Source organism: Deinococcus sp. Marseille-Q6407, from assembly GCF_946848805.1.
GTDB lineage: Bacteria > Deinococcota > Deinococci > Deinococcales > Deinococcaceae > Deinococcus.
Map to the genome: position 1 here is coordinate 174,050 of NZ_CAMPFU010000004.1, position 21,207 is coordinate 195,256.

The window sequence follows — 21,207 nt, forward strand, 5'->3', positions numbered from 1 at the left end:
TTTTATGGTCTTGGGTAACAGACTCAAGCGTTGCAAGCGGGGGAGAGGCCGGCCCTACTCCGAGCAGGTCAGCGATTTTTCTGCGGCGGCCCGCTGACCGTGATCAGGGTTTCGCTGCCCTGGCGCACGGCGCTGTACTGAATCCGCTCGCTGCCTCTGAACAGGAAGGCCGAGTAATCGTCGTCCAGCAGGTCGTCGGTTTGCGGCCGGTAGCCTGCGCCTGTCAAGGTGCCCAACAGGGCTTTGGGCTGCCAGCCGCTGAGACGAAACTGCTCGGCCCGGCCCAGGCCCTGGCGAATGTCCTGACGGTAGCTGCTGGACGCTGGGCATTCCGGAGTGATGCCCGGCGGAACCGGCGCAATGCCCCAAACACTGCCCAGCTGCTCGAAGCAGTACAGCGGGCCGGCCCAGCGCCGCTCGTTCAGTCCCCAGAAGGCGCCCAATGCCAGCAGCAGGATGGCCACCACCAGCAGCGCTGCGCGGGCAGGGGCGGTCATTCGGTTTCTCCCATATGTGCCGTCATCATATCCAGCAGCAGCTCAATATGGCGGTCGTGCAACGCGTAGTAGACGTTGCGGCCTTCTCGGCGGGCCCGCACGGCGCGGCTGGCCCGCAGCAGCCGCAGCGAGTGGCTGACACTGCTTTCCGAGGCCCCGCTGACGGCGGCCAGGTCACAGACGCACAGCTCGCCTGCCCGCAGCGCCAGGAGCAGCCGCAGCCGCCCAGGGTCGCCCAGGAGCCGGAAGACCTCGGCCGACCCGCTTACCACTTCGCTGCTCGGCAGAACTTCCCGCGCAGCCGCCACCGCTCCAGGGTGCAGACAGCGGGTGTCGCACACGTCGCTCTCTATTTGCGGGGCCGGAGCCTGGGGCGCTCCCTCGCGCTCACGAACGGTCATGCCTGAGCCTTCCGGGGCCGCCAGCCCAGCAGCCGCAGGGCGTTCAGCGTAACCAGCACGGTCGCGCCGGTATCGGCCAGCACGGCCATCCAGAGCCCGGTGTAGCCGAGCAGGGTGGTGACCAGAAAGACTGCCTTGAGCCCTAGCGCCAGCGCGATATTGACCTTGACATTGTTCATGGCGGCCCGGCCCAGTTCCAGCAGATCGGCTACTCCGCCCAGCTGTCCACCCAGCAGGGCTGCGTCTGCCGTTTCTAGGGCCACATCAGTGCCGCCGCCTACCGCGATGCCCACCTCGGCCTGGGCCAGGGCAGGCGCGTCGTTGATGCCGTCACCTACCATTGCTGCTGGGGCCGGCAGTTCGCGGATGATCCGCAGCTTGTCTTCCGGGCGCAGTTCGGCTTCCACCCGGTCCAGGCCTAGCTGCTGGCCGGCAGCCGCGGCGGCGCGGGCGTTGTCGCCGGTCAGCATCACGCTACCCACCCCCAGGCGGCGCAGGTGGGCCAGCGTGGCGGCGGCTTCGGGGCGGGGCTCGTCGCGCAGCGCCAGGGCGCCCAGCACCCGCTCTGGTGTATGCAGCACGCTGAGGGTGTGGCCACTTTCTTCCAGGGTAGTGATGCGGGCCTGCAGATCAGCGTCCAGCCCCACTGTCTGGGCAGCAAAGCGCGGCGAGGACACACTCAGGCGCTGGCCTTCCACCAGGGCCTGGACTCCACGGCCGCCCAGTGCCTGGGCTTCGCTGGCCGCCGGCAGGGCCAGCCCCCGCTCCTGAGCTGCCCCCCGGAGAGCCAGGGCCAGCGGGTGCTGGCTGCCGGTTTCTACAGCGGCCGCCAGGCGCAGGATTTCTGCCTCCGCCGGGCCGGCGCTCAGTACCTCTGTGACCTGGGGCCGGCCAGCGGTCAGGGTGCCGGTCTTGTCCAGGGCCACGGTCCGGATGCTGGCCAGGGCTTCCAGCACCGCGCCGCTGCGGACCAGAAGACCGGCGCGGGCCCCGGCGCTGATGGCGCTGGTCATCGCCGCTGGAACACTCAGCACCAGGGCGCAGGGGCAGCCGATCAGCAGCAGCGCCAGGCCCTTGTACAGCCAGGGCAGCCACTCAGCGCCGGTCAGCAGTGGCGGCAGCGCGGCCGTCAGGATGCCAGCCAGCAACACCAGTGGGGTATACCAGCGGCTGAAGCGGTCAATCAGGCGCTCGGTGGGGGCCTTGCCGGCCGAGGCTTCTTCCACCAGCCGGACAATCCGGGCGATGGTGTTGTCGCCGGCGGGCCGGGTCACTTCCACTTCCAGCACGCCCTCGCCGTTCACACTGCCGGCATAGACTTCGGCACCGGGGCTTTTGCGGACCGGCAGGCTTTCGCCGGTCACCGGGCTGTCGTCCAGGCTGGAAGTTCCGCTGCGGATGATCCCGTCGGCCGGCACCCGCGCGCCGGCCGGCACCTGCAGGCGCTGACCCGGCTGCAGCGAGGCGGCCGGCACTTCGCGCACCTGTCCGCCTTCCAGCAGCTGCGCGGTATCCGGGGTCAGCGCGGCCAGCGCCTGAATGCCCCGGCGCGCCCGGCCGGCCGCGTACCCTTCGAGCCACTCGCCCACGGCAAATAGGGCCACCACTGCGGTGCCCTCGGCCGCTTCACCGATCAGTACGGCGCCCACCACCGCCACCGTGACCAGGGTGTTGATGGAAAAAGGATTGCCCCGCTGCGCCGCTGCCAGCGCCTGCCGGGCCAGCGGAAAGACCGCGATCAGGGCCGCCGCCGAGAAAGCCACCTGGGCGCCGGGCGGATAGACCAGTGCGGCCGCCACCGCCAGCGCCACCGCTCCCACGCTCAGCAGCAGCAGGCGGCCCTTGGGGGTGGCGTACCAGGCCGGTTCAGCGCTGACTTGCCCGTCCTGCTGCAAGGTGGCGGGGTGGCCCAGGCGGCGCAGTTCGTCTTCCAGGGTGCGGCGGCTGGTCTGGTCCTCGTCCAGCCGCAGCCGCAGGCTCTGCTGGGTGTGGTTCAGCTGCACGTCACTAACTCCGGGCAGCCGGCACAGCGCGCCGTCCACGGTGCGGGCGCAGTTGGGGCAATCCATGCCCTGCACCCGGTAATTCAGCTCGGCAGAGTGGGTCATGGCCCGACTATATCTGAAGACCTGTTCAGATGTTGCAGGGGTTCCCCTCCCCCCGGGCAGCGCCGCCCTGTTCCGTTACACTGAAATATGTCCCGGCCTCAGATGACCCCCCAGTCCACCTCGCCGACTCCGCCGCTGCCCGACTATTCCGAGCCGCCGCTGCGCCCCAGCCACCAGGCCTCACAGGAACATCCGGCCTTTGCGGTCAACGGCTTTGTGGCCTTGGTCGTGATGTTGGTGGCTGCAGCCGCCCTGCTGTTCGTGTTCTGGCAGGTGCTGAGCAGCGCGGCGGCCACCATTGGCCTGGCTCCGCTGCTGATCGTTTTGCTCCCGCTGGCAACCCTGATGCTGCGCGGTTTTTTCGTGGTGGCGCCCAATCAGGCTGTGGTACTCACCCTGTTTGGCAAATATGTGGGCAGTGTGCGCCAGAATGGCTATTTCTGGTCCAACCCGTTTGCCGGCCGGCAAGATTTATCGCTGCGTATCCGCAACTTCCAGTCGGAGCGGGTCAAGGTAAACGACGCCGCCGGCAACCCGGTGGAAATTGCCGCTGTAATCGTCTGGCGGGTGGTGGATACGGCGCGGGCGTCGTTTGATGTGGAGAATTACAACTCCTTCGTGGACGTGCAGGCCGAAACGGCGCTGCGGCATCTGGGCACCGCCTTCGCTTACGAAGCCTACGGCCTGGATGAGCACGGGGAGCCGGTAGTCAGCCTGCGCGGCCGCCCTGACGAGGTGGCCCATTATCTGCGTGAGGACCTGCAGGCCCGCCTGGCGCTGGCCGGGGTGGAAGTGCTGGACGCCCGCATCAGCCACCTGGCCTACGCGCCGGAAATTGCCAGTGCGATGTTGCAGCGCCAGCAGGCCGAAGCCGTGTTGCAGGCCCGGCAGGTGATCGTGGACGGGGCTGTGGGCATGGTGCAGATGGCCATCGAGCGGCTGGAAAACGACGGCGTGGTGGAATTGGACCGCGAGAACCGCGCCCAATTGGTCAACAATCTGCTGGTGGTCCTCACTTCCGAGCGGGGCGCCCAGCCCACCCTCGACTCGGGCCGCTAAGGCCGGCCAGGGGGCTCTATCACTTGGTAGCAGGCGGCTCACCTGGCGTGGCTAGCTTCAGCCCAATCAGCGCCGCGATCAATGCGGCCAGCAGCCCCAGGCGCAGCGGGCTGAGGGCTTCACCGAACAGAGTGGCCCCCAGCCCCACGGCGCCGACCGCTCCGATGCCGGTCCAGATGGCATAGGCGGTGCTCAGCGGAATGGTGCGTATAGCTTTCGCCAGGCACTCGAAGCTCAGCACCGCCAGCACCACAAAGGCCAGCGTAAAACTCTGCTGCGTCTGGCTCAGCTTGAGCGCCGTTGCCATGCCGACCTCGAATAGCCCGGCCAGTCCCAGCCACAGCCAGCCATTCATGCGCCGCCCCCGGTCAGCCGCAGGGCGGCAATCAGCACGACCACTGCCCCCAGCAACCCCAGCTGCACCCGGCTGAGCCGCTCACCGAAAAAGGCGGCGCCCACCAGCGCCGTGCCGACTGCCCCGATGCCGGTCCAGACGGTATAGGCGGTGCCCAGCGGAATGGTCTGCATGGCCCGTTCCAGCAACCCGAAGCTCACCACGGCGAACAGCAGGAACAGCCAGACGTAGTTGGGGTTGCGCTGTTCCAGTTTCAGCGCGGTGGTGAAGCCCACCTCACACAGACCTGCCAGCAGCAGAGCGATCCATCCCATCAGTTTCCCCCTTAGTTCGCACGCTTGTGCGATTTCCCTGGCCTTCTTATAGCACGAACGTGCTAAAACGTGCCCGGCTGTGCTAGAACATGAGCGATGCCTAAACAGGTGGACCATGACCAGCGCCGCGCCGAACTGGCGCAGGCGGTCTGGCGGCTGATTCGCCGCTCAGGGCTTGGCGGGGTGACCATCCGCGCTCTGGCCGAGGAAAGCGGCTGGTCCAGCGGAGCCGTGCGCCACTACCTGCCCAGCCGCGCCGCCATTTTGGCGTTTGCTGCCGAGCAGGTCAGTGCCCAGGCGGAGGCACAGCTGCGCCGCCTGCCGCTGCCCGGCACCCCCCGCGAAAATCTGCTGACTTTTCTGGAAGCCACCCTGCCGCTGGAACCCTCAAGCCGTGAGTGGCTGGAGGTGTGGCTGGCGTTCGTGGGCGCCGCCGTGAGCGACCCCGACCTGGCCGATGTGCAGGGCCTGACTTACCGCGACCTGCACGCCGCGCTGGTGGAGATTCTCAGCGAATTTGCCGGGCAGGGCTGGACCCTCAGCGACCCGCCGGCCGCAGCGGCCCGCGACCTGCAGGCCCTGCTGGACGGCCTGAGCGTGCACCTGCTGCTGGACGTGCTCACCCCGGTCCAGGCCCGCTCCGCGCTGGAACGGGCGGTGGACCGGCTCTCGCTGGCGCCGCCTCCCGCTCCCTGAAGAAAGAAGGTCAGGCCGGTGTCGCCGGTTCGGCCGCCCTGGCCTGGTAGGTCTCGCCCCGCAGCGCGGCCAGGGCGGCTTCGGCATCGTTCCAGGCGAAAATGGTGCGGCCGCGCTGCAGGAAGTGCTCGCCGCCCTTGTTAGCGATCAGCACCGTATCCTCCGGCCCGGCCTGCTCGATGGCGGAGGCGATGGCCTCAGCGCGGTCCCCGATGCGTTCCCAGTTGTGCCGCACCGCCGCAGCCGCCATCACGTCCAGAATCTCTTCCAGCGGTGTTTCGCGGTGGTCAGCCTCGGTCAGAATCACCCGGTCGGCCCAGAGGCTGGCGGCGGCGGCCATCGGGCCCCACTTGGAAGTGTCGCGCCCGCCGGCGGCGCTGCCCACCACTGCCCACAGCCGCCCCGGGGTGAGGGGACGCAGCGCCCGCAGGCTCTGTTCCAGGCTGTTTGGCGTGTGCGCTGAGTCGGAAACCACCTGTGGCTGTCCGGGCCGGGTCGGTAGCCGCTGCATCCGCCCGGGCGGACCCTGAAAGTGGGCCAGACCAGCTTTCAGCTCCTCGGCCGTGACCCCATAGCGGTGTGCTGCCGCCATCGCCGCCAGGGCGTTGCCCATCTGAAAAGTGCCGGTCAGCGGCAGGGCTGCCCGGAAAGCCCCGGCGGGTCCGTCTACCGCGAACGATGCCCGGCCGGGGGCATCTTCGCGCAGGTCTGCCGCTCGCCACTCGGCCCCAGGCTGCCCGGACGCCGAGTAGGTCAGCTCCTGCGAGGCCACGCCGCGCAGCTGCTTGGTCCAGGGGTCGTCCAGGTTTAGGACTGCCAGCGGCGAGCGCTCGATCAATTTGCGTTTCTCGGCAAAGTAGGCTTCCAACGTGCCGTGAAAATCCAGATGCTCGCGGCTCAGGTGGGTCCAGATGCCCACTTTCCAGTCCACGCCGCGTACCCGCTCCAGCGCCAGCGCGTGGCTGCTGGTTTCAATGATGGCGGCTTGCGCTCCTGCCTGCACCATCTGCCGCAGCAGGCCCTGCAACTGCGGCGCTTCCGGGGTAGTGAAGTGTGCCGGGTAGGCTTCCAGGCGGCCGTCAGGCAACTGATAGCCGGGGCTGCTCAGCAGACCGGTGGGGACGCTGCCGGCCCGCAGCAGGGCGGCGGTCAGCCAGGCGGTGGTGGTTTTGCCGTCGGTGCCGGTCACGCCAATCACGGCGGGCAGTTGCCGGCTGGGATGGCCGTTCAGCAGCGCGGCGGCGTCGGCCAGGGCGGCGCGGGCGTCGGGCACCCGCAGGTAGGGCAGAGGTGAAGCTTGCCCCGGCTGTAGGCCCTCGCCCAGCACGGCTGCAGCGCCACGCCGGGCCGCCTCGTCCAGAAACATGTGGGCATCGTGCTGCTGGCCGCGAATGGCGACGAACAGCGCACCGGGCGTCACCCACTCGGCGCGGTGGGTCACGGACTTGATTTCGGTCGGCGGCCCACTTTCCGGCAGCGGGTGCAGGCAGAGGGCGGCCGCCAGTTCGGACAGCAGCATGGCCGGCATCATAGCGGGCCGGCGCAGGCACAATGGCGGCACAGGGCGGAGTTCGGCCAGAATTTCAGTAAAACTTTAGATGGACGCCGGTTCGCGGCCAGCAGCGTAGGCTGGCCGGATGACCCACCCGCCTGACCCCCGGCCTGATGGTGCCCACTCCGCTCCGGCCTTTCCTGAAGCCGCCTCGCCAGCCCCTATGATCCCAGCTCCCATGACCCCCGAGCCTGAACCGGCTCCCGCCCCCCCCACTACACTGGCTGGGGCTGCTGCTTGGCGTATTCGTACCACTGCTGGCCGTGGGCAAGCTGGGCGACAGCATCCTGGAAAACGAACGTTTCCGCTTTGAAACCCCCTGGATGCTGGCCGCACATGAGCGTTTCAGTGCCCAGCTGGATTCCTTGGCAGTGTTCCTGCATTTCTGGGGTGGCACCTGGGTGATGGCCGGACTGCTGCTGCTGCTGATCGCTTGGGCCTGGACCACCCTGGGCCGGCGGGCCGCGCTGTTCACCCTGCTGGGGCCGGGCAGCGCCGTTGCGACCGGCAGCGTGCTGAAATTCACTTTTGACCGCCCGCGCCCGGAGCTGTGGCCCCGGCTGGTGCAGGAACACAGCGCCTCTTTTCCCAGCGGCCACGCCACCATGAGTGCGGCGCTGGCCACCTGGCTGGTGCTGCTGCTGTGGCCCACCCGTTGGCGCTGGCCGGCGGTGGTGATCGGCGTGCTGTATGCGGGGGCCATGGGCTTCTCGCGCATTCTGCTGGGCGTGCATTACCCCACCGACGTGCTGGCCGGCTGGCTGACCGGCCTCGCCATCGTGCTGGGCGTATTTCGGCTGCTGCGCCAACCCCTATGGCGCCGGGAAGCGGCACAGCGGTGAACTTCCCTCACAACGCCGATGAACAGCGCTACGAGGCCTATCAGGACGGCCAGCAGGTGGGCGCCCTAGAATACGAAGACATGGGCAACGCCGCCCTGCTGACCCACACCGAAATCAGCCCGGAACACGGCGGCCAGGGCTATGGCGGCCAGTTGGTTCAGGGCGCGCTGGAAGACCTGCGCCAACAGGGCAAGATGATCGTGCCGCAGTGCCCCTTTGTGGCCGACTTTATCCAGAAGCACCCCGAATATCTGGAACTGGTGCATCCCAACCAGCGCGGCCAACTGAGCATGGAAGAACGCGAGAACAGCTGAGTTCTGTTTTTCTAGCTGCTCGCTCCCCGGTTAGAGAGCCGGGGAGCGGCTTTTTCTACCGTACTGGCTTCAGCTGCAATACCTGGGTCTTGCCCCAGTCGGCGGGCCGGGTGCTCATCGGGAGGTAGTCGCCGCTGGCCCAGCCGCGCAGCTGGCTGCGGGCGTAGGGTGACAGCGGATTGCCGCTTTGTCCCAGGGTGCCGGTAAAGCGGCTGGCGTCCGGGTCCGACAGGTCAATCAGTTGCCGGTAGCTGGCGGCGTGGGTGAAATCGAGGGTGCCATCCTGGCGGTTGGGACGGGCCACATTCACCGTGTCGCTGCCACCCGGTGCTGCTATCCGGGCGTTAAACAGCGGCGCCAGCGCCCGGATTTCCCCGAAAGCACCGTGGGCGCTGTAGGCCCGGTGAACCTGACCGTAGGGCCGCTGTGCCGCTTTTTGTGCGGCTGTTTCCAGGGTCTGTGCCAGCAGGTCCGGACACGGCGCCACCTGAGCACACAGCGGCCGCTCTGCCTTCAGCGCCTGGGCTACGGCGCGGGTGCTGGGATCGCTGCCCAGCGCCGCTTTGCCCTGGGCTTTCAGTTCGGCCAGCCACCACTCGAACACTGTGGCGGCCTGCGAATCGGTGCTCAGTCGGCCGTCCCAGGCTTTCAGCCCGTCCAGCGCTGCGGTGGCTGGGGCACTCAGCCCGGCGCGGGGGGTCGCCAGCAGCGCCGCTTTCATCTCGCGCCAAGGCCCGCTGAGTGGGTCGTTCTGAAGCTCGGCCAGGTCGTCCAGCGTCAGGCCGTGGGTGCCCTGCAGCCGCTCAGTGATGCGTGCCGAGCGGTAGGGGTCGGCCCAGGCGCGGTCGTTGGTCATCAGCCAGGGATAGCCCGGCGGCACCGAACGGTTGTTGGCCGTGACCACCAGCCCGTCGGCTGGGTTGAAGGTCTGTGGCAGTTCCCCGAACGGCACCCAGCCCTGCCAGCGGTGCTCGCTGTCGGCCGGCACCGGCAGGCTGCCGTCCCACCCCCGGCGCACCGGCACCCGCCCCGGCGCGATATAGCCCACGTTGCCGTCTACGTCGGCATACACGAAGTTCTGGCTGGGCCCCACATAAGCCTGCATCGCCGTGAGAAATTCGTTCCAGTTCTGCGCCCGGTTGACCCCCAGATAAGCTTTCAGGGTGGTGTCGCCGTCCATCAGGGTGGGCCAGCTCAGCGCCAGCTTCGAACCCTTCGGCCCGTCCACCACCGAGCTGACCACCGGGCCGAAGTCGCTGTCTTCCAGCGTCAGATGCACGTCCTCAGCGCCCTTGACCTGGATAATCTCCTCGTGGGTTCGCAGCGCTGCTCCGGCCGGCAGCACGAAAAAGTCCTGCACGTCGGGGTTGTGGTTGGTCACGCCCCAGGCAATTCGCTCGTTGCGCCCGATCACTACGGCCGGCAGTCCCGGAATGGTGGCCCCGATGCTGTGCAGCGACGGCCCCTGGATTTCGGCCAGATACCACAGCATCGGGCTTTGCAGCTTGAGGTGGGGATCGTCGGCCAGCATGGGTTTGCCGCTGGCGGTGTGCGCGCCGGAAATCACCCAGTCGTTGCTGCCACGGCTGGCCTCGAACTCCATGCCCAGCTTCCGGACGGCGGCCAGCTGCCGCTGCAGCTCCTGCAGGTGCGCGGCCGGCAGGTCGGCCGCGCAGGCGGTTCCGGCGCTGCTGGCGTCCTTTCCGGTCACCGGCAGTTCGTCACGGCTCAGGATGGTGGGCCCCGAGGCCGGGTAGGGCGGGTTCAGCCGGCTGAGTGCAGCGGGGCCTTCGCTGCGGCACAGCTTCCAGTTCTCCAGTTCCTGTTCCCAGTTGCCGCCCAGGTCAAAAGCCATCAGCTTGCTCCAGGCCACCGAGTCCACATCGGTCCAGGGCTCGGGCCGGTAGCCCAGAATCAGAAATTCGGGTGCCGTCTTGCCCAGTGCGAACCCGGCATTGACGCCGGCCGTATAAGCCGAGATCAACCGCCGGGACTCGGGGTCCAGGGCTTGCAGCGCCGAAGTGGCTGCCCGCTGAAAGCCCCAGGTCCGTAGGAAACGGTCCTGTTCCAGCGCCGCTGGCCCCAGCACCTCCGACAGCCGCCCCTGCGCGATGCGCCGCTGGAAATCCAGCTGCCAGGCCCGGTCCTGGGCGTGGACCAGCCCCAGCGCGTACACCGCGTCGGTGTCGCTGGCCGCCCGGATATGGGGAATACCGGACTGGTCGCGGGTCACCGTAACTCCCTCGCCCAGCCCGCTGACATTCAGTGCGCCGGTCAGTTGCGGTAGGGTCTGAGACCGGACATAAAGCAAAGCCAGCAGTGACGCCAGCATGGCGGCCAGCAACAGCCCCAGGCCGGCCCTCAGCAGAGTTTTGAGCATGTTGCAGTCTACTGGAAAGGTCTGGCTCTCGGGTGCTCGGCGTGGGGGAGAGGCACGACCATAGCTCGCTCACGGTGAAAAATGAAGCCAAAAAAGACCAGCCCGGCGGGCAAGTTGGCCGGGCTGGATTTTGCAGCGGATGCTGCTCGTCTTATATCGGTATGGCCGGGCCTTACTGGCCGCTGGTGCTGGTCTGGCTGGCTGTCTCGCTGCCGGTGCCAGTGCTAGTGTCGGTGCTGCTGGCATCAGTGCCAGCGCTGGCACTGTCCATGCCGGACGCAGTATCCGTACCCGAAGCGTCCGTGCCCGAAGCTGTATCCGTAGCAGCGTCGCTGGCCGTTTCTGTGCCAGAAGCGCTGTCATTTCCACTGACCACACCGGTTGTGCCGCCGGCGGTGCTGGCCGGGGTATCGGTGTCACTGGAAGTCGCTTCAGTCAGGCTAGGTGCGGTATTGGCAGCGCTGCTGGTTCCGGCGTCCGGGGCGTCGCTGCTGCTGGGCTGGTCGCTGCTCTGGGTGGTCTGGCTTTGCTGGCCGGGGCCGGCCTCACCTTCTACAGCATTTACTACGGGCATTTCGCCGGCACCTTCGCCGGTTTTCTGCGAAGTGCGTGGCTGGGTCAGGCCCATAAAGGCCACCATCAGCACAGTGATCAGGACTGCGGCAATCAGTTCGGGATTTTTCATAGTGTGTTCCTCCGTCGGTGTCTGGTCGAGATGAAGCCGGCAGCTGACTGCTCAGCGCCTCCGGCCTGTACCTGATTTCCCGACTATAGCGCCCTCCTTTTTGGCGTGGTTGCCTGCCGGCTTAAGTCAGCTCAGAGAAACGGCACCCTTCTACTTTTATAATCGAATTACATAAGTAAAGTCTCTGCTTCAATACCCCTCTTATACTCAACCATGCTTGCCTTCACGCGCCCAGACGACTTCCTGGCCACACCCATCCCCCTTACCCCAGAACACCGGCTGATCCTGATTGCCCCCGACGGCCGCAGCCTCCTGCCCCCCGGCCCCGAGGGCTGGCCGCGCCTGGGAGATGTTCCCGCTAAGGCAGTGGCTGAAGCTCCCATCAGCCTGGGCCACTGGCAAGGTGCCGCTTATGCCGTAGCCCACAGCACCAGCGGATTTGCCCCAGATGCTGGAGCGATCAGCCTGCGTCAGCTGGCGGCTGCAGGAGATGAAGAGACAAGCGGCCTGGCCGGCTACGCAGTACAGCTGCTGGAGTTTCATCAGACCCACCGCTTTTGCGGCCGCTGTGGCACGCCCACCGAAGCCCTCGGCCGAGAACATGCCCGGCGCTGCCCAGCCTGTGGGCTCACCGTCTATCCACGGGTGGCGCCCGCCATCATGGCCCTGATCTGGCGCGGTGAGGGACCCGAGCGCGAGTTCTTACTGGCGCGGGGGCCACGGCACACTCCAGGCATGTTCTCGGTGGTGGCCGGCTTCGTGGAACCCAGTGAAACTCTGGAAGACTGCTGCCACCGCGAGGTGCGCGAAGAACTGGGCGTCACCATCCGCAGCCCCCAGTACCGGATGTCGCAGCCCTGGCCGCTGCCGCATTCGCTGATGGTGGCCTTCAGTGCAGAGTATGTTGCCGGTGACATCGTGCCGCAACCGGGCGAGATCGAAGAAGCCCGCTGGTTCCGCGCCGACCAGCTGCCGCCCATCCCGGGAAGCATCAGCTGCGCCCATCACCTGATTCAGGCCGGCGTGCGAGAAGCTTTAGACGATCTCTTACCTAAGCGATCTTAGGTAAGAGAGGGGGAATTTTCTTCCCGACCTCTTCCCCTCAAAACATCTCCGAGGCCCCTTCTCGTCCATTCTGTAAGGCAGGGCCTAAATATCCTTCCTAGCCCTGCCTCTCCAGAACTCAGCCTTCGGGCAGCTGAGGTTTCTGCTGCCCCCGGAACAGATCTTTACCCGCCTCTGTCTTCAAGTCCACCCGCTGACCAGTTCTCGCACTTTCGTATAGGGCGTCCATCACTACATGATCGGCCACGCCTTCCTCGCCCGGAGTCCAGGGAGTCTGACCACTGCGAATGCACCCAGCAAAGTGATCGAACTCGTTACCGAACTGATCATAAGAAGGAAATGCCGGCTGATGCTGGCCTTCCTGGTCTTCCAGCGTCACTTTAAGACCCTGATAATCGAAGGCTGGATCCATCAGCGCCATGCCTTTTTCGCCCAGAACACGCAGCATAGAAACCCGCTGCGCCGCGTAGCTGGTCTGACAGGTCGCCACCACACCGCCAGAAAAGCCCATCATCCACGACAGACGTTCCTCAACTTCAGTAAAGCGCTCGTCATCCTGCGGCTGATTCAGCTGGGCAAACACCCACTGCGGCTCTTCAGCCATGACAAAACGGACCGTGTTCAGCGAGTACAGGCCGATGTCAGGCAGGGCACCGCCGCCGGCCAGGTCTTTTTTCAGCCGCCAGGCAGCAGGGTCGTCCTGAACCTGGGCATTAATGGAATCCAGGGCACGGATGGTTCCCAGCCGTCCACTCTGCACCGCGTCACGCACCGCCCAGTACTCGGGAGTGTACTGGCAGCGGTAAGCGGTCATCAGCAGCACGCCGGCATCCTGGCAGGCCTGCACCATTGCCCGGGCATCGTCTGCGCTAACGCCCAACGGCTTTTCACAGAGCACCTGCTTGCCCATTTTTGCGGCCCGCTCCACGTACTCACGGTGCAGCGAGTTGGGCAACACGATATAGACAGCCTCCACATCCTCGCGGTCTTTCAGCTGCTCGAACTGCTCGTAGGTATAAACGTCGTCGTCGCTCAGGTCCAGGGCCTGAGCAAAAGCCCGACCTTTTTCCACGTCACCCGTGACCAGAGCAGCGACATAAGCGTGCTCACTGGTGCGGGCGGCTGGAATCAGTTCATCGGCGCTGAGTTCACCGATACCGACAATGGCGTAGCCGACGCGCCGGGTTTTGGGCTCGGGCAAGGGAAGATCCGGTTTCAGAGACATGCTTTCACCGTAGCGTCTGACCCATCCTGGCGGTTACGAAGCGGCTTTAGGGTCCGGTTATTCTGTCTGCCCTTCTGAGCAGCTCAATGGCTCACTTCATCCACTGTGTCAGGGCCCTGCAGCGGGTCAGTCACAGCAGGTACAGTGTCCTGGTTCCCACAGGGACAGGCTTGTCCAGCTGTGACTGGCGTGCCGCAGCTGAGGCAGACCAGTGGGCCCTGATACCCCGGCAGCGGCCGGGGTGGCTCCAAGTCCCAGGGCGGCATCACCTGTAGGCCGGGCGGGGCCTGGCCCGGCTCGTGCTTGAAAGTGCTGAATACTAGCCAGATTCAGGACGCCGTCACGCACCATTTCCAGCGGCTGGCCTTCCAGCAGGGTTTCGGCCGTTTCATTGTGGACGGCCAGGCGCATGATCAGTTGCTGCATGCCTACCACCAGCGCCAGTGCCAGCATGGCGTGCAGCAGTGGCACTTCCGGGTAGAACATCGGGTCACCGGCCGCCGAGCCCATGCCGATCACCAGCGCCAGCTCCAGCGGGCCCAGCTGCGCCACACTGCGCTGTCCGGAAAGCCGCAGCAAGAAGATCAGCCACAGGAAAATCACCGCTGTCCGGAACACGATTTCGAGCATGAACAGCGGGGTGATGTCTTTCAGGAACATCCGCTGCCAGTCGAAAGGCTGCACGTCACCTGTCACTTTGATCTCTCATTCCCCGTCCATCCTTCAGTGGAGTCGTTGCCGCCCTGCACTGCGGGCCTGGGCAACAGCAAACCCCAGTGTACCCGGCCGGCAGGCCAGGGAAGGCGCAAAAGCTTAGAACAGGATAGGGACTGGGGGAGCCTCAGCCCCCGATAAAGCTCATCTCGATGCGGGGCCGAGTGGCTGTCTGCTCGCCGCGTTCTTCCGAGTAGCGGTCACGGCGGGCCTGCCACAGACCGGCAATGCGGTCACGCAGCTGGGCATCATCCTCGCCGGCCCGCAGCGGGGCTTTGAGGTCATAGCCGTCTGTGGCAAACAGGCAACTGTAGAGGCTGCCGGTGGCCGAGAGGCGCAGGCGGGAGCAGTCGCCACAAAAGGGCGCTGTAACGCTGGAAATCAGGCCCACCTCATGGCCATCGCTTGAGACGAAGCGGCGGGCCACCTCGCCGGGCTGTTTTGGGGGCAGGGGCGAGAAGGTCAGATCCTCGCCGGCCAGCCGTTCCAGCACCTCGGCAGACGGGACCACATGTTCCAGGTCCCAGCCATTGTGGTTGCCCACGTCCATGAATTCGATAAAACGGACCGCCGCTTTGCCGCGCAGCTCACGCCAGAACTCAGCCAGACCAGCGTCGTTCATGCCGCGCTTGACCACCGTATTGAGCTTGACGCCCAGCCCGGCCGTCAGCGCCGCGTCAATGCCGGCCAGCACCCGCTCGGGCGAAACGCCCAGGCCGTTCATCTCCCCGAAGGTTTCCGCGTCCAGAGCGTCCAGGCTGACCGTGACCCGCTGCAAACCGGCCGCTTTGAGGTCGGCAGCGTAGCGCGGCAGCAGCAGGCCGTTGGTGGTCATGGCGAGGTCCTCCGCCCCGTCCAGCCGGGCCAACCGCTCGACCAACTGTGGCAGTTCCCGGCGCAGCAGCGGTTCGCCGCCGGTCAGCCGCAGCTTCTGCACCCCCAGGCCCAGCATGATCCGGGCCACCCGCTCGATTTCCTCGAAGGACAGCAGCTCACTCTGCGGCAAAAAAGCGTAGTCCTGCCCGAAGACCTCGGCCGGCATGCAGTAAATGCAGCGCAGGTTGCAGCGGTCGGTCACCGAGATTCGCAGGTCTCGCAGGAGGCGGCCAAACTGGTCAGTGATCACGGGGCAGGGTCCTTTCCGGGCGGGCAGGAGGCCAGGAGTTGGTCCTGGCCGTAAAAATGCAGCGATGACACTCTAACAGGGGGCGCTGCAGGCAACCGTAACCGTGAAGAGAAGGTAGGAAATCGTCTTCTCTGTGTCCAGTTTGGGGTGCCCAGGTCAGCGCCCCCAGGCCAGGGCCAGCAGCACTCCCAGTTCGCCAGCGCTGATCAGCAGGCCGTAAATGTCGCCGCTGATGCCGCCGCCCAGACGCCCCGCAGACCAGTGGGCCACCAGCAGCATTAGCGCCAGGGCCAGCAGGGCACCGGGCCAGACGCCAGGCCAGAACAGCACCGGCGCGGCCAGCAGCAGGGCCGGCAGTAGGCGGCCTTCGCGTGAGCGGGCGCCCAGCGATTCGGCACGGGCCGCCGGGTAGAGGTTCATCGGTAGCAGCACCAGCGCCCGGGCCACCACGGCGGCAGCGACCGGCGCGTACAGCGGCACGCCTGCGGCCAGCAGACTCCAGAAGGTAAGCAGGTACAGCACGCCGCTGCCCAGGCCAAATGCTCCCACATGCACGTCCTTGAGAATGTCCAGGCGTTGGGCCGGGGATTTCATTGCCAGCAGGGCGTCGGCACTGTCGACCAAGCCGTCGAAATGCAGCCAGCCGGTCAGACCCAGCCAGACTCCTAACGTCAGTGCGGCGCCCACCCCGTCTGGCAGGGGTGCGGTGAGCCACAGGGCCGCCGCACTCAGGCTGCCTACCAGATACCCGGCCAGCGGGTAATAAGCGCTGGCCCGAGCAAAATCGCCCGGCTGCACTGTGGCAGGCGGCAGCGGCACGGCTGTGAGAAAGGCCAGGGCGAGGTGGGCGGCCCGGCCCTGCTGCCGCAGAGCTGCCCACAGCTGCCCGCTCAGGTGGGTACTCCGGCTTCTTCGAAGGTCTGCATCTCGCGTAGAGTAGCTGCCGCCGAGCGTAGCAGCGGCAAGGCCAGCACGCCGCCGGTGCCTTCGCCCAGGCGCAGGCCCAGATCAAACATCGGCTTGAGGCCCAGGTGGGCCAGCTGCGCAGCGTGCCCCCGCTCGGCGCAGTGGCCGGCGGGGAAAAGGTAGTCGCGCAGTGCCGGGCAGAGTGCCACCCCTACCAGCGCGGCGCTGCCTTCCACGAAGCCGTCCAGCACGACGGCGCGGTGCAGGGCAGCAGTCTGGAGCATCATGCCCAGCATGGCAGCGATCTCGTAGCCGCCGAACTCGGCCAGCACGTCCAGCGGCGCTGTCACGTTGCTGCGGTCCAGGGCTGCCTGCACCACCGCCACCTTGTGGGCCAAACGTTCGTCGTCCACGCCGGTGCCGCGGCCGGTCACAGCGGCCGCGTCCAGCTCCAGCAGCCGCGCCGTGATCACTGCTGCCGGCGTGGTGTTGCCGATGCCCATCTCGCCCGGCACGATAAAGTCGGCGCCGGCTTCGATGGCTTCACGGGCCAGTGCCGCGCCGGCCAGGATCAGCGTCTGGGTTTCCTGCGGGGTCATGGCAGCTTCCTCGCGTAGGTTGCGGGTGCCGCGCCGGACCGCCGCCCGGTGGAGGGCTGGATGAATCGGCAGGTCGGCATTGACACCGGCGTCCATCACATAGACTCGTGCGCCGACAGTGCGGGCGATGGCGTTTACAGCGGTGCCGCCCGGGCCAGCCGGGGTGTCGGCCAGGAAGTTCAGCACCATCGCGGGGGTAACTTCCGGCGGATAAGCACTGACACCGTCCTGGGCCACGCCGTGGTCACCGGCAGCTACCAGGACAGCGGCGCCCTGCGGCGCTGGACGCTCACTGCCGAAGACACCAGCCAGTCGGACAGAGAGGGCTTCTAGATCTCCCAGTGCACCGGTGGGTTTGGTGAGCTGGGTTTGACGCTCTGTGGCACGTTGTATGGCAGCTTGATTGACGGGAGTGATGGATTGGATTAAATTTTGTAATTCTCGCATCATAAACCTCTTCTGGAAGACGTAAGCAAAGTTTCAGGGGTTGAGGAAAACCAAAGGGATACCTGTAGAGCCTGCCCCAGACCGACTTAAGATGTCAGCATGCGACATTTTCTCACGGGAACCTTGCTCAGCCTGCTGCCGCTGATCGCAGCTCATGCACTGGCCGCCCCTACTTCCAAAACGGCTGGCACGGCTTGGGGGCAATGGACTGTGCAGACCCAGCCTAGGCCGGAAGAGAGCCGGCTGAATCTGCTGCGCCGGGACCGGACTGACCTGACTCTGCAGGAACATCTGATCCAGACCGAGCAACAGCCACTGCGGCCGGGTGGGCTCCCTGAGCTGGCCGTCAGCCTGTATTCCGGCGGTGCCCACTGCTGCACGACGCTGGTCATCCTGACCCAGGACCCCGGATTTCTGAAGACCCTGGGCGTGCTGGATCTGGGCAATGGCGCCGTGGAATACCGGGACCTGAACGGTGACGGCACCCGGGAAATGCTGGTCTGGGGTGACAGCCTGGCCTACTACGACTGGAGCTACGCGGCCAGCCCGGGTCTGCGCACAGTGGTGGGCTGGGACAGTGCCCAGGGACGCCTGACCGACCAGACCGGGCGCTACCCTGGCATTCCACTTTCACAGGCCCGGGCCTACCGGAACGAATTGATTCAGTTGCTGCACACCGGCAAGACTGCTGAAACGCAGGAGAGTCAGCATGCAATGCTGGCCGGCTGGTACACCAACATGGTGCTGGGCGGCCAGAGCACCCAGGCCGAACGGCAGGTGCGGCAGCTCACGGCAGCGTACCCAGAGCTGCAGAACTGGTTCAGAAAGCACCGGGGCGACCTGCTGGCCGCGGCCAAAAGCGAACGCAGCGGGCGGCTGCTGACCGGGCCGGCTGCACTGAAACAGCTGAACCGGGCGCAGGATACGCAGTAAAAGTACCCAGAGCGGCCAGAGAGTATAAGGGAGTGGCCTGGCCTTCACCCGGATTTCTCTTCCTCTCCCCTTGTCAGCGGCCCCTTGAGCATCACCGGGAGCCCACTGACCAGCAGCCAGGCCTGGTCACTCTCGGCGGCGCAGCGCTGGTTGACCCAGCCCAGCAGGTCACGGTAGCGCCGCGCCAGAGCGTTATCGGGCACGATGCCGAAGCCTACCTCGTTGGTGACCAGAATGGTGCGGCCAGATCTGGCGCGTGCAGCGGCCAGAAGCTCATCAGCCGCCGTCAATACAGCCGCGTCGGACCAGTCGGCCAGCACCAGATTGCTGACCCAGAGGCTGAGGCAATCCAGCAGCACCGTGCCGTCCGGGGCCTGCCGCAGCGCAGCGGGTACGTCTAGCGGTTCTTCCCACGTCTGCCAGTGCGCCGGGCGGTCCTGACGGTGCCGGGCGATGCGCTCGCTCATCTCATCATCGAATGCCTGGGCGGTGGCGAGATAGGTGACGGGTGCGCCGTACCCAGCCGCCAGACGCTCGGCAAAAGAACTCTTGCCGCTGCGAGCGCCCCCGGTCACGAAATACAGTTCATTCATTCCAACCACCCCCGGATGCGCGGCCAGTCGAGCGCCGACTGAACCTGCCCGGCGATAGCGTCCAGCCGGCTGTCCAGCGTGTCGAGCGCCGGCGGCAGCGGCAGCCCGGCCCAGCCCAGGAACCGCTCCAGATAGGCTGGGTTTTCCAGCAGCCCGTGCAGGTAGGTGCCGCGCACGTTGCCCTGGCGCCACAGCTGGCCTGGCGCGAGCATATGCACACCGGGGCCAGCCACCGTCTGCCCGTGGTGGATTTCGTAGCCGCGCAGCTGCAGGCCAGTTTCAGGGTCGTGCAGGTCGCTCAGGCGGGTGCTTTTCTCGCGGGCAAAAGTGGTGTGCAGGTCCAGCAGGCCCAGGCCGGGCACCTCTTCTCCCCCGCCCTCCACGCCATGCGGGTCGCTGATGGCGGTGCCTAGCATTTGCAGCCCACCACAGATGCCCAGCACCGGCACGCCCTGCCCGGCCAGCCGGGTGATCGCGCCCGCCAGCCCGGTCGCACGCAGCCAGGCCAGGTCGGCGGCGGTGCTTTTGCTGCCAGGCAGAATTACCGCCCGCGCGCCGGTCAGCTCGGCAGGTGCCGAGACCGGGCGGGCCAGCTCGCCCAGCGGGGCGAACTCGTCCAGATTGGAGATGCGCGGTAAGCGGGGAATGGCGACAAAGCCCGCGTCTGCCGGAGGTGGGCCGCCGGCCGCACGCTCCAGCGCCACGCCGTCTTCCTCCGGCAGCGGCAGGTCCAGCCAGGGCACCACGCCCACGGTGGGCACGCCGGTCTGGGCTTCCAGCCACTGGGGCGCCGGGGCCAGCAGGGAAGCGTCACCCCGGAAACGGTTGAGCACAAAGCCGCGCAGCAGGGCGCATTCTGCGGGCAGCAAGCAGTGCCAGGTGCCCAGCAGGTGCGCGAAAGCCCCGCCCCGGTCAATGTCGGCGGCCAGCAGCACCGCCGCCTGGGCCTCGCGGGCCACCCGCATATTCACGATGTCCGATTCGCGCAGGTTCACCTCGGCGGGGCTGCCGGCGCCTTCGATGACCACTACGTCGTATTTGTCCAGCAGGGAATGCAGGCTGCGCTGAACATGCGGCCACAGCTGCGCCTTGCGCTCACGCCAGGGCAACTCTGTCAGTTCCGGGTGGGCGCGGCCCAGCAGCACCACCTGCGAGCGGGCGTCGGCCTCGGGTTTCAGCAGCACCGGATTCATCCGCACGTCGGGCACGGCGCGGGCCGCAGCCGCCTGCACCAGCTGGGCGCGGCCCATTTCCAGCCCCGGGGTGCGGCTGTGCGGGGGAGTCACGCCAGCGTTGTTGCTCATGTTCTGAGCCTTGAAGGGCGCTACCCGCAGGCCCTCGTTGCTGAGAATGCGGCACAGCGCAGCGCTGAGATAGCTTTTGCCGGCGTTAGAGGTGCAGCCCTGCACCATCAGGGCGCGGGCAGTCATGAGTTGCCTCCCAACAATTCGGTCAGGGCCGCCACCTATTCAGCGTCGGCCGCCGGGGCCCCTGGGTGCTGACCCGCAGGTGCCCCGGCAGCCCGTAACTGGCGCAGTCGCGGACCCGTAGGCCCCGTTGCAGCAGCGCGGCAACGCAGGAAGCGGCGTCTCCGACCTCCAGCGTCAGAAAAGGCGTGCCGTGATGCTCAACCGTGCCCAGCGGCCGCAGCCCCGCCGCCAGGGCCGCAGCGCTGGCCTGCACCTGGGGCAGCGTGACGTGTAGGAACGCCTGGGCAACGGGGCTGGGCAGTGCCTGAAGCAGGGCCGCCGTGCCGGCCGGTAAGTGCCAGGCCGGGGCGAGGTTGTCCAGCCGGGCACACAGCGGTGGGTCGGCCAGGGCGTAGGCGGGCCGGGCTCCGACCAGCCCGTGGGCCTTGCCGGGCGACAGCAGGTTAATGACGGCCGGATGATGCAGCGGCTCCGCACCCACAAAAGGCGCATAGGCCAGGTCCAGCAACAGCCAGGCCCCGGCGGCCGCGCAGACACCGGCCAGGGCAGTCACTTCGGCGGGGGGCAGACAGCGGCCGGTGGGGTTGTGTGGCTGTCCCAGGTAGACCAGCCGGGTGCCGGGGGACAGCGCAGCCGGCACCCGGTCCATCACCTCTACCTGCAGGCCCTGCAGGGCGGCGGCCCGTGCCAGTTCCCCGAACGGCGCGTGCAGGCTGAGCAACTTTTCGCCCGGCAGGCTGAGCGCCCGCACGCAGCGGTGCAGCAGGTCGGAAGCGCCCACGCTGAGAGCCACGGCAGCAGGGTCCACACCATGCCACCCGGCCAGGGCCGCCCGCACGCTGGTGTAGGCAGGGTCAGGGTAGCGGGTCTGATCGGCCGCCTGCACCGCCTCCAGCAGCACGGGATTCGGGCCGTAAGGGTTGCTGTTCACGCTGAAATCCAGCCCGCTGAAAGGCTGAGCGCTGG

Annotated in this window: 22 protein-coding genes; 6 read left to right on the forward strand and 16 right to left on the reverse strand. The window is 66.9% G+C overall.

The annotated features are described in order from the left end of the window. Window positions 1–68 precede the first annotated feature (68 nt). From OCI36_RS10580 to OCI36_RS10590, 3 genes are read right to left on the reverse strand one after another with little or no spacing between them, the layout of a single operon-like run. Complete coding sequence (locus OCI36_RS10580; protein WP_261665052.1) at window positions 69–497, reverse strand: hypothetical protein; 429 nt, start codon at window positions 495–497, stop codon at window positions 69–71. Further along, window positions 494–898 carry a metalloregulator ArsR/SmtB family transcription factor gene (locus OCI36_RS10585; protein WP_261665053.1) on the reverse strand — a complete coding sequence of 135 codons (405 nt, stop codon included), beginning with the start codon at window positions 896–898 and terminating at the stop codon, window positions 494–496. The genes OCI36_RS10580 and OCI36_RS10585 overlap by 4 nt, the downstream gene beginning before the upstream one ends. Further along, the gene (locus tag OCI36_RS10590; protein ID WP_261665054.1) at window positions 895–3,006 is read right to left on the reverse strand and encodes a heavy metal translocating P-type ATPase; all 2,112 of its coding nucleotides are present in this window, start codon (window positions 3,004–3,006) and stop codon (window positions 895–897) included. Before OCI36_RS10590 ends, OCI36_RS10585 begins: the two co-directional genes overlap by 4 nt. Window positions 3,007–3,093: 87 nt before the next feature. Between OCI36_RS10590 and OCI36_RS10595 the strand changes: the two genes are divergently transcribed. Further along, complete coding sequence (locus tag OCI36_RS10595) at window positions 3,094–4,065, forward strand: SPFH domain-containing protein (protein ID WP_261665055.1); 972 nt, start codon at window positions 3,094–3,096, stop codon at window positions 4,063–4,065. A 19-nt stretch (window positions 4,066–4,084) separates the two neighbouring features. Here the strand turns inward: OCI36_RS10595 and OCI36_RS10600 are convergent, their stop codons facing one another. Both OCI36_RS10600 and OCI36_RS10605 read right to left on the reverse strand, forming a co-directional pair. Next, a complete protein-coding gene (locus OCI36_RS10600; protein ID WP_261665056.1) occupies window positions 4,085–4,420 on the reverse strand; it encodes a DMT family transporter in 336 nt (111 codons plus the stop codon). Beyond that, entirely contained in the window at window positions 4,417–4,734 is a 318-nt protein-coding gene (locus OCI36_RS10605) for a DMT family transporter (protein WP_261665057.1), read from the reverse strand. The genes OCI36_RS10600 and OCI36_RS10605 overlap by 4 nt, the downstream gene beginning before the upstream one ends. Before the next feature lie 96 nt (window positions 4,735–4,830). Between OCI36_RS10605 and OCI36_RS10610 the strand changes: the two genes are divergently transcribed. Next, entirely contained in the window at window positions 4,831–5,430 is a 600-nt protein-coding gene (locus OCI36_RS10610) for a TetR/AcrR family transcriptional regulator (protein WP_261665058.1), read from the forward strand. A 10-nt stretch (window positions 5,431–5,440) separates the two neighbouring features. On the opposite strand, the gene OCI36_RS10615 is transcribed toward OCI36_RS10610, so the two are convergent. Beyond that, the gene (locus tag OCI36_RS10615; protein WP_261665059.1) at window positions 5,441–6,949 is read right to left on the reverse strand and encodes a Mur ligase family protein; all 1,509 of its coding nucleotides are present in this window, start codon (window positions 6,947–6,949) and stop codon (window positions 5,441–5,443) included. Between the two features lie 296 nt (window positions 6,950–7,245). Between OCI36_RS10615 and OCI36_RS10620 the strand changes: the two genes are divergently transcribed. Further along, the gene (locus OCI36_RS10620) at window positions 7,246–7,824 is read left to right on the forward strand and encodes a phosphatase PAP2 family protein (RefSeq protein ID WP_261665060.1); all 579 of its coding nucleotides are present in this window, start codon (window positions 7,246–7,248) and stop codon (window positions 7,822–7,824) included. After that, complete coding sequence (locus OCI36_RS10625) at window positions 7,821–8,138, forward strand: GNAT family N-acetyltransferase (protein ID WP_261665061.1); 318 nt, start codon at window positions 7,821–7,823, stop codon at window positions 8,136–8,138. Before OCI36_RS10620 ends, OCI36_RS10625 begins: the two co-directional genes overlap by 4 nt. A gap of 55 nt (window positions 8,139–8,193) precedes the next feature. Here the strand turns inward: OCI36_RS10625 and OCI36_RS10630 are convergent, their stop codons facing one another. Both OCI36_RS10630 and OCI36_RS10635 read right to left on the reverse strand, forming a co-directional pair. Further along, window positions 8,194–10,518, reverse strand: coding sequence for a penicillin acylase family protein (locus OCI36_RS10630; RefSeq protein ID WP_261665062.1), 2,325 nt, complete (start codon window positions 10,516–10,518; stop codon window positions 8,194–8,196). Between the two features lie 172 nt (window positions 10,519–10,690). After that, the gene (locus tag OCI36_RS10635) at window positions 10,691–11,203 is read right to left on the reverse strand and encodes a hypothetical protein (protein WP_261665063.1); all 513 of its coding nucleotides are present in this window, start codon (window positions 11,201–11,203) and stop codon (window positions 10,691–10,693) included. Between the two features lie 213 nt (window positions 11,204–11,416). Here OCI36_RS10635 and nudC point away from each other — a divergent pair, with 213 nt between their 5' ends. After that, window positions 11,417–12,268, forward strand: coding sequence for an NAD(+) diphosphatase (nudC, locus tag OCI36_RS10640; protein WP_261665064.1), 852 nt, complete (start codon window positions 11,417–11,419; stop codon window positions 12,266–12,268). Between the two features lie 118 nt (window positions 12,269–12,386). On the opposite strand, the gene OCI36_RS10645 is transcribed toward nudC, so the two are convergent. From OCI36_RS10645 to cobT, 5 genes are all read right to left on the reverse strand, one after another. Next, window positions 12,387–13,493 carry a Gfo/Idh/MocA family protein gene (locus OCI36_RS10645; RefSeq protein WP_261665065.1) on the reverse strand — a complete coding sequence of 369 codons (1,107 nt, stop codon included), beginning with the start codon at window positions 13,491–13,493 and terminating at the stop codon, window positions 12,387–12,389. 126 nt (window positions 13,494–13,619) lie between these two features. Beyond that, entirely contained in the window at window positions 13,620–14,177 is a 558-nt protein-coding gene (locus tag OCI36_RS10650; RefSeq protein WP_261665066.1) for a DUF421 domain-containing protein, read from the reverse strand. Window positions 14,178–14,334: 157 nt separating this feature from the next. After that, window positions 14,335–15,333, reverse strand: coding sequence for a GTP 3',8-cyclase MoaA (gene moaA, locus OCI36_RS10655; protein WP_261665067.1), 999 nt, complete (start codon window positions 15,331–15,333; stop codon window positions 14,335–14,337). Window positions 15,334–15,489: 156 nt separating this feature from the next. Continuing rightward, a complete protein-coding gene (locus OCI36_RS10660) occupies window positions 15,490–16,215 on the reverse strand; it encodes an adenosylcobinamide-GDP ribazoletransferase (protein ID WP_261665229.1) in 726 nt (241 codons plus the stop codon). 8 nt (window positions 16,216–16,223) lie between these two features. Further along, the gene (gene cobT / locus OCI36_RS10665; protein WP_261665068.1) at window positions 16,224–17,288 is read right to left on the reverse strand and encodes a nicotinate-nucleotide--dimethylbenzimidazole phosphoribosyltransferase; all 1,065 of its coding nucleotides are present in this window, start codon (window positions 17,286–17,288) and stop codon (window positions 16,224–16,226) included. 96 nt (window positions 17,289–17,384) lie between these two features. Here cobT and OCI36_RS10670 point away from each other — a divergent pair, with 96 nt between their 5' ends. After that, entirely contained in the window at window positions 17,385–18,218 is an 834-nt protein-coding gene (locus tag OCI36_RS10670) for a hypothetical protein (RefSeq protein WP_261665069.1), read from the forward strand. 44 nt (window positions 18,219–18,262) lie between these two features. Here the strand turns inward: OCI36_RS10670 and cobU are convergent, their stop codons facing one another. The 3 genes from cobU to OCI36_RS10685 are packed head-to-tail and all read right to left on the reverse strand — an operon-like array spanning window position 18,263 to window position 21,172. Further along, window positions 18,263–18,811, reverse strand: coding sequence for a bifunctional adenosylcobinamide kinase/adenosylcobinamide-phosphate guanylyltransferase (cobU, locus tag OCI36_RS10675; RefSeq protein ID WP_261665070.1), 549 nt, complete (start codon window positions 18,809–18,811; stop codon window positions 18,263–18,265). Next, window positions 18,808–20,241: a cobyric acid synthase gene (locus tag OCI36_RS10680; protein WP_261665071.1), complete on the reverse strand. Its 1,434-nt coding sequence runs from the start codon at window positions 20,239–20,241 to the stop codon at window positions 18,808–18,810. Before OCI36_RS10680 ends, cobU begins: the two co-directional genes overlap by 4 nt. A 22-nt stretch (window positions 20,242–20,263) precedes the next feature. Further along, complete coding sequence (locus OCI36_RS10685; RefSeq protein ID WP_261665072.1) at window positions 20,264–21,172, reverse strand: aminotransferase class I/II-fold pyridoxal phosphate-dependent enzyme; 909 nt, start codon at window positions 21,170–21,172, stop codon at window positions 20,264–20,266. Window positions 21,173–21,207 lie beyond the last annotated feature (35 nt).

Excerpts from the sequence above, each read along its gene's own strand:
- OCI36_RS10605 (WP_261665057.1), bottom strand. The coding sequence starts at position 4,734 with ATGGGATGGATCGCTCTGCTGCTGGCAGGTCTGTGTGAGGTGGGCTTC.
- OCI36_RS10585 (WP_261665053.1), bottom strand. The coding sequence starts at position 898 with ATGACCGTTCGTGAGCGCGAGGGAGCGCCCCAGGCTCCGGCCCCGCAA.
- OCI36_RS10615 (WP_261665059.1), bottom strand. The coding sequence starts at position 6,949 with ATGCTGCTGTCCGAACTGGCGGCCGCCCTCTGCCTGCACCCGCTGCCG.
- OCI36_RS10645 (WP_261665065.1), bottom strand. The coding sequence starts at position 13,493 with ATGTCTCTGAAACCGGATCTTCCCTTGCCCGAGCCCAAAACCCGGCGC.
- OCI36_RS10600 (WP_261665056.1), bottom strand. The coding sequence starts at position 4,420 with ATGAATGGCTGGCTGTGGCTGGGACTGGCCGGGCTATTCGAGGTCGGC.
- cobU (WP_261665070.1), bottom strand. The coding sequence starts at position 18,811 with ATGAATGAACTGTATTTCGTGACCGGGGGCGCTCGCAGCGGCAAGAGT.
- OCI36_RS10635 (WP_261665063.1), bottom strand. The coding sequence starts at position 11,203 with ATGAAAAATCCCGAACTGATTGCCGCAGTCCTGATCACTGTGCTGATG.
- OCI36_RS10580 (WP_261665052.1), bottom strand. The coding sequence starts at position 497 with ATGACCGCCCCTGCCCGCGCAGCGCTGCTGGTGGTGGCCATCCTGCTG.
- OCI36_RS10590 (WP_261665054.1), bottom strand. The coding sequence starts at position 3,006 with ATGACCCACTCTGCCGAGCTGAATTACCGGGTGCAGGGCATGGATTGC.
- OCI36_RS10670 (WP_261665069.1), top strand. The coding sequence starts at position 17,385 with ATGCGACATTTTCTCACGGGAACCTTGCTCAGCCTGCTGCCGCTGATC.
- OCI36_RS10680 (WP_261665071.1), bottom strand. The coding sequence starts at position 20,241 with ATGACTGCCCGCGCCCTGATGGTGCAGGGCTGCACCTCTAACGCCGGC.
- OCI36_RS10630 (WP_261665062.1), bottom strand. The coding sequence starts at position 10,518 with ATGCTCAAAACTCTGCTGAGGGCCGGCCTGGGGCTGTTGCTGGCCGCC.
- nudC (WP_261665064.1), top strand. The coding sequence starts at position 11,417 with ATGCTTGCCTTCACGCGCCCAGACGACTTCCTGGCCACACCCATCCCC.
- cobT (WP_261665068.1), bottom strand. The coding sequence starts at position 17,288 with ATGATGCGAGAATTACAAAATTTAATCCAATCCATCACTCCCGTCAAT.
- OCI36_RS10610 (WP_261665058.1), top strand. The coding sequence starts at position 4,831 with ATGCCTAAACAGGTGGACCATGACCAGCGCCGCGCCGAACTGGCGCAG.
- OCI36_RS10595 (WP_261665055.1), top strand. The coding sequence starts at position 3,094 with ATGTCCCGGCCTCAGATGACCCCCCAGTCCACCTCGCCGACTCCGCCG.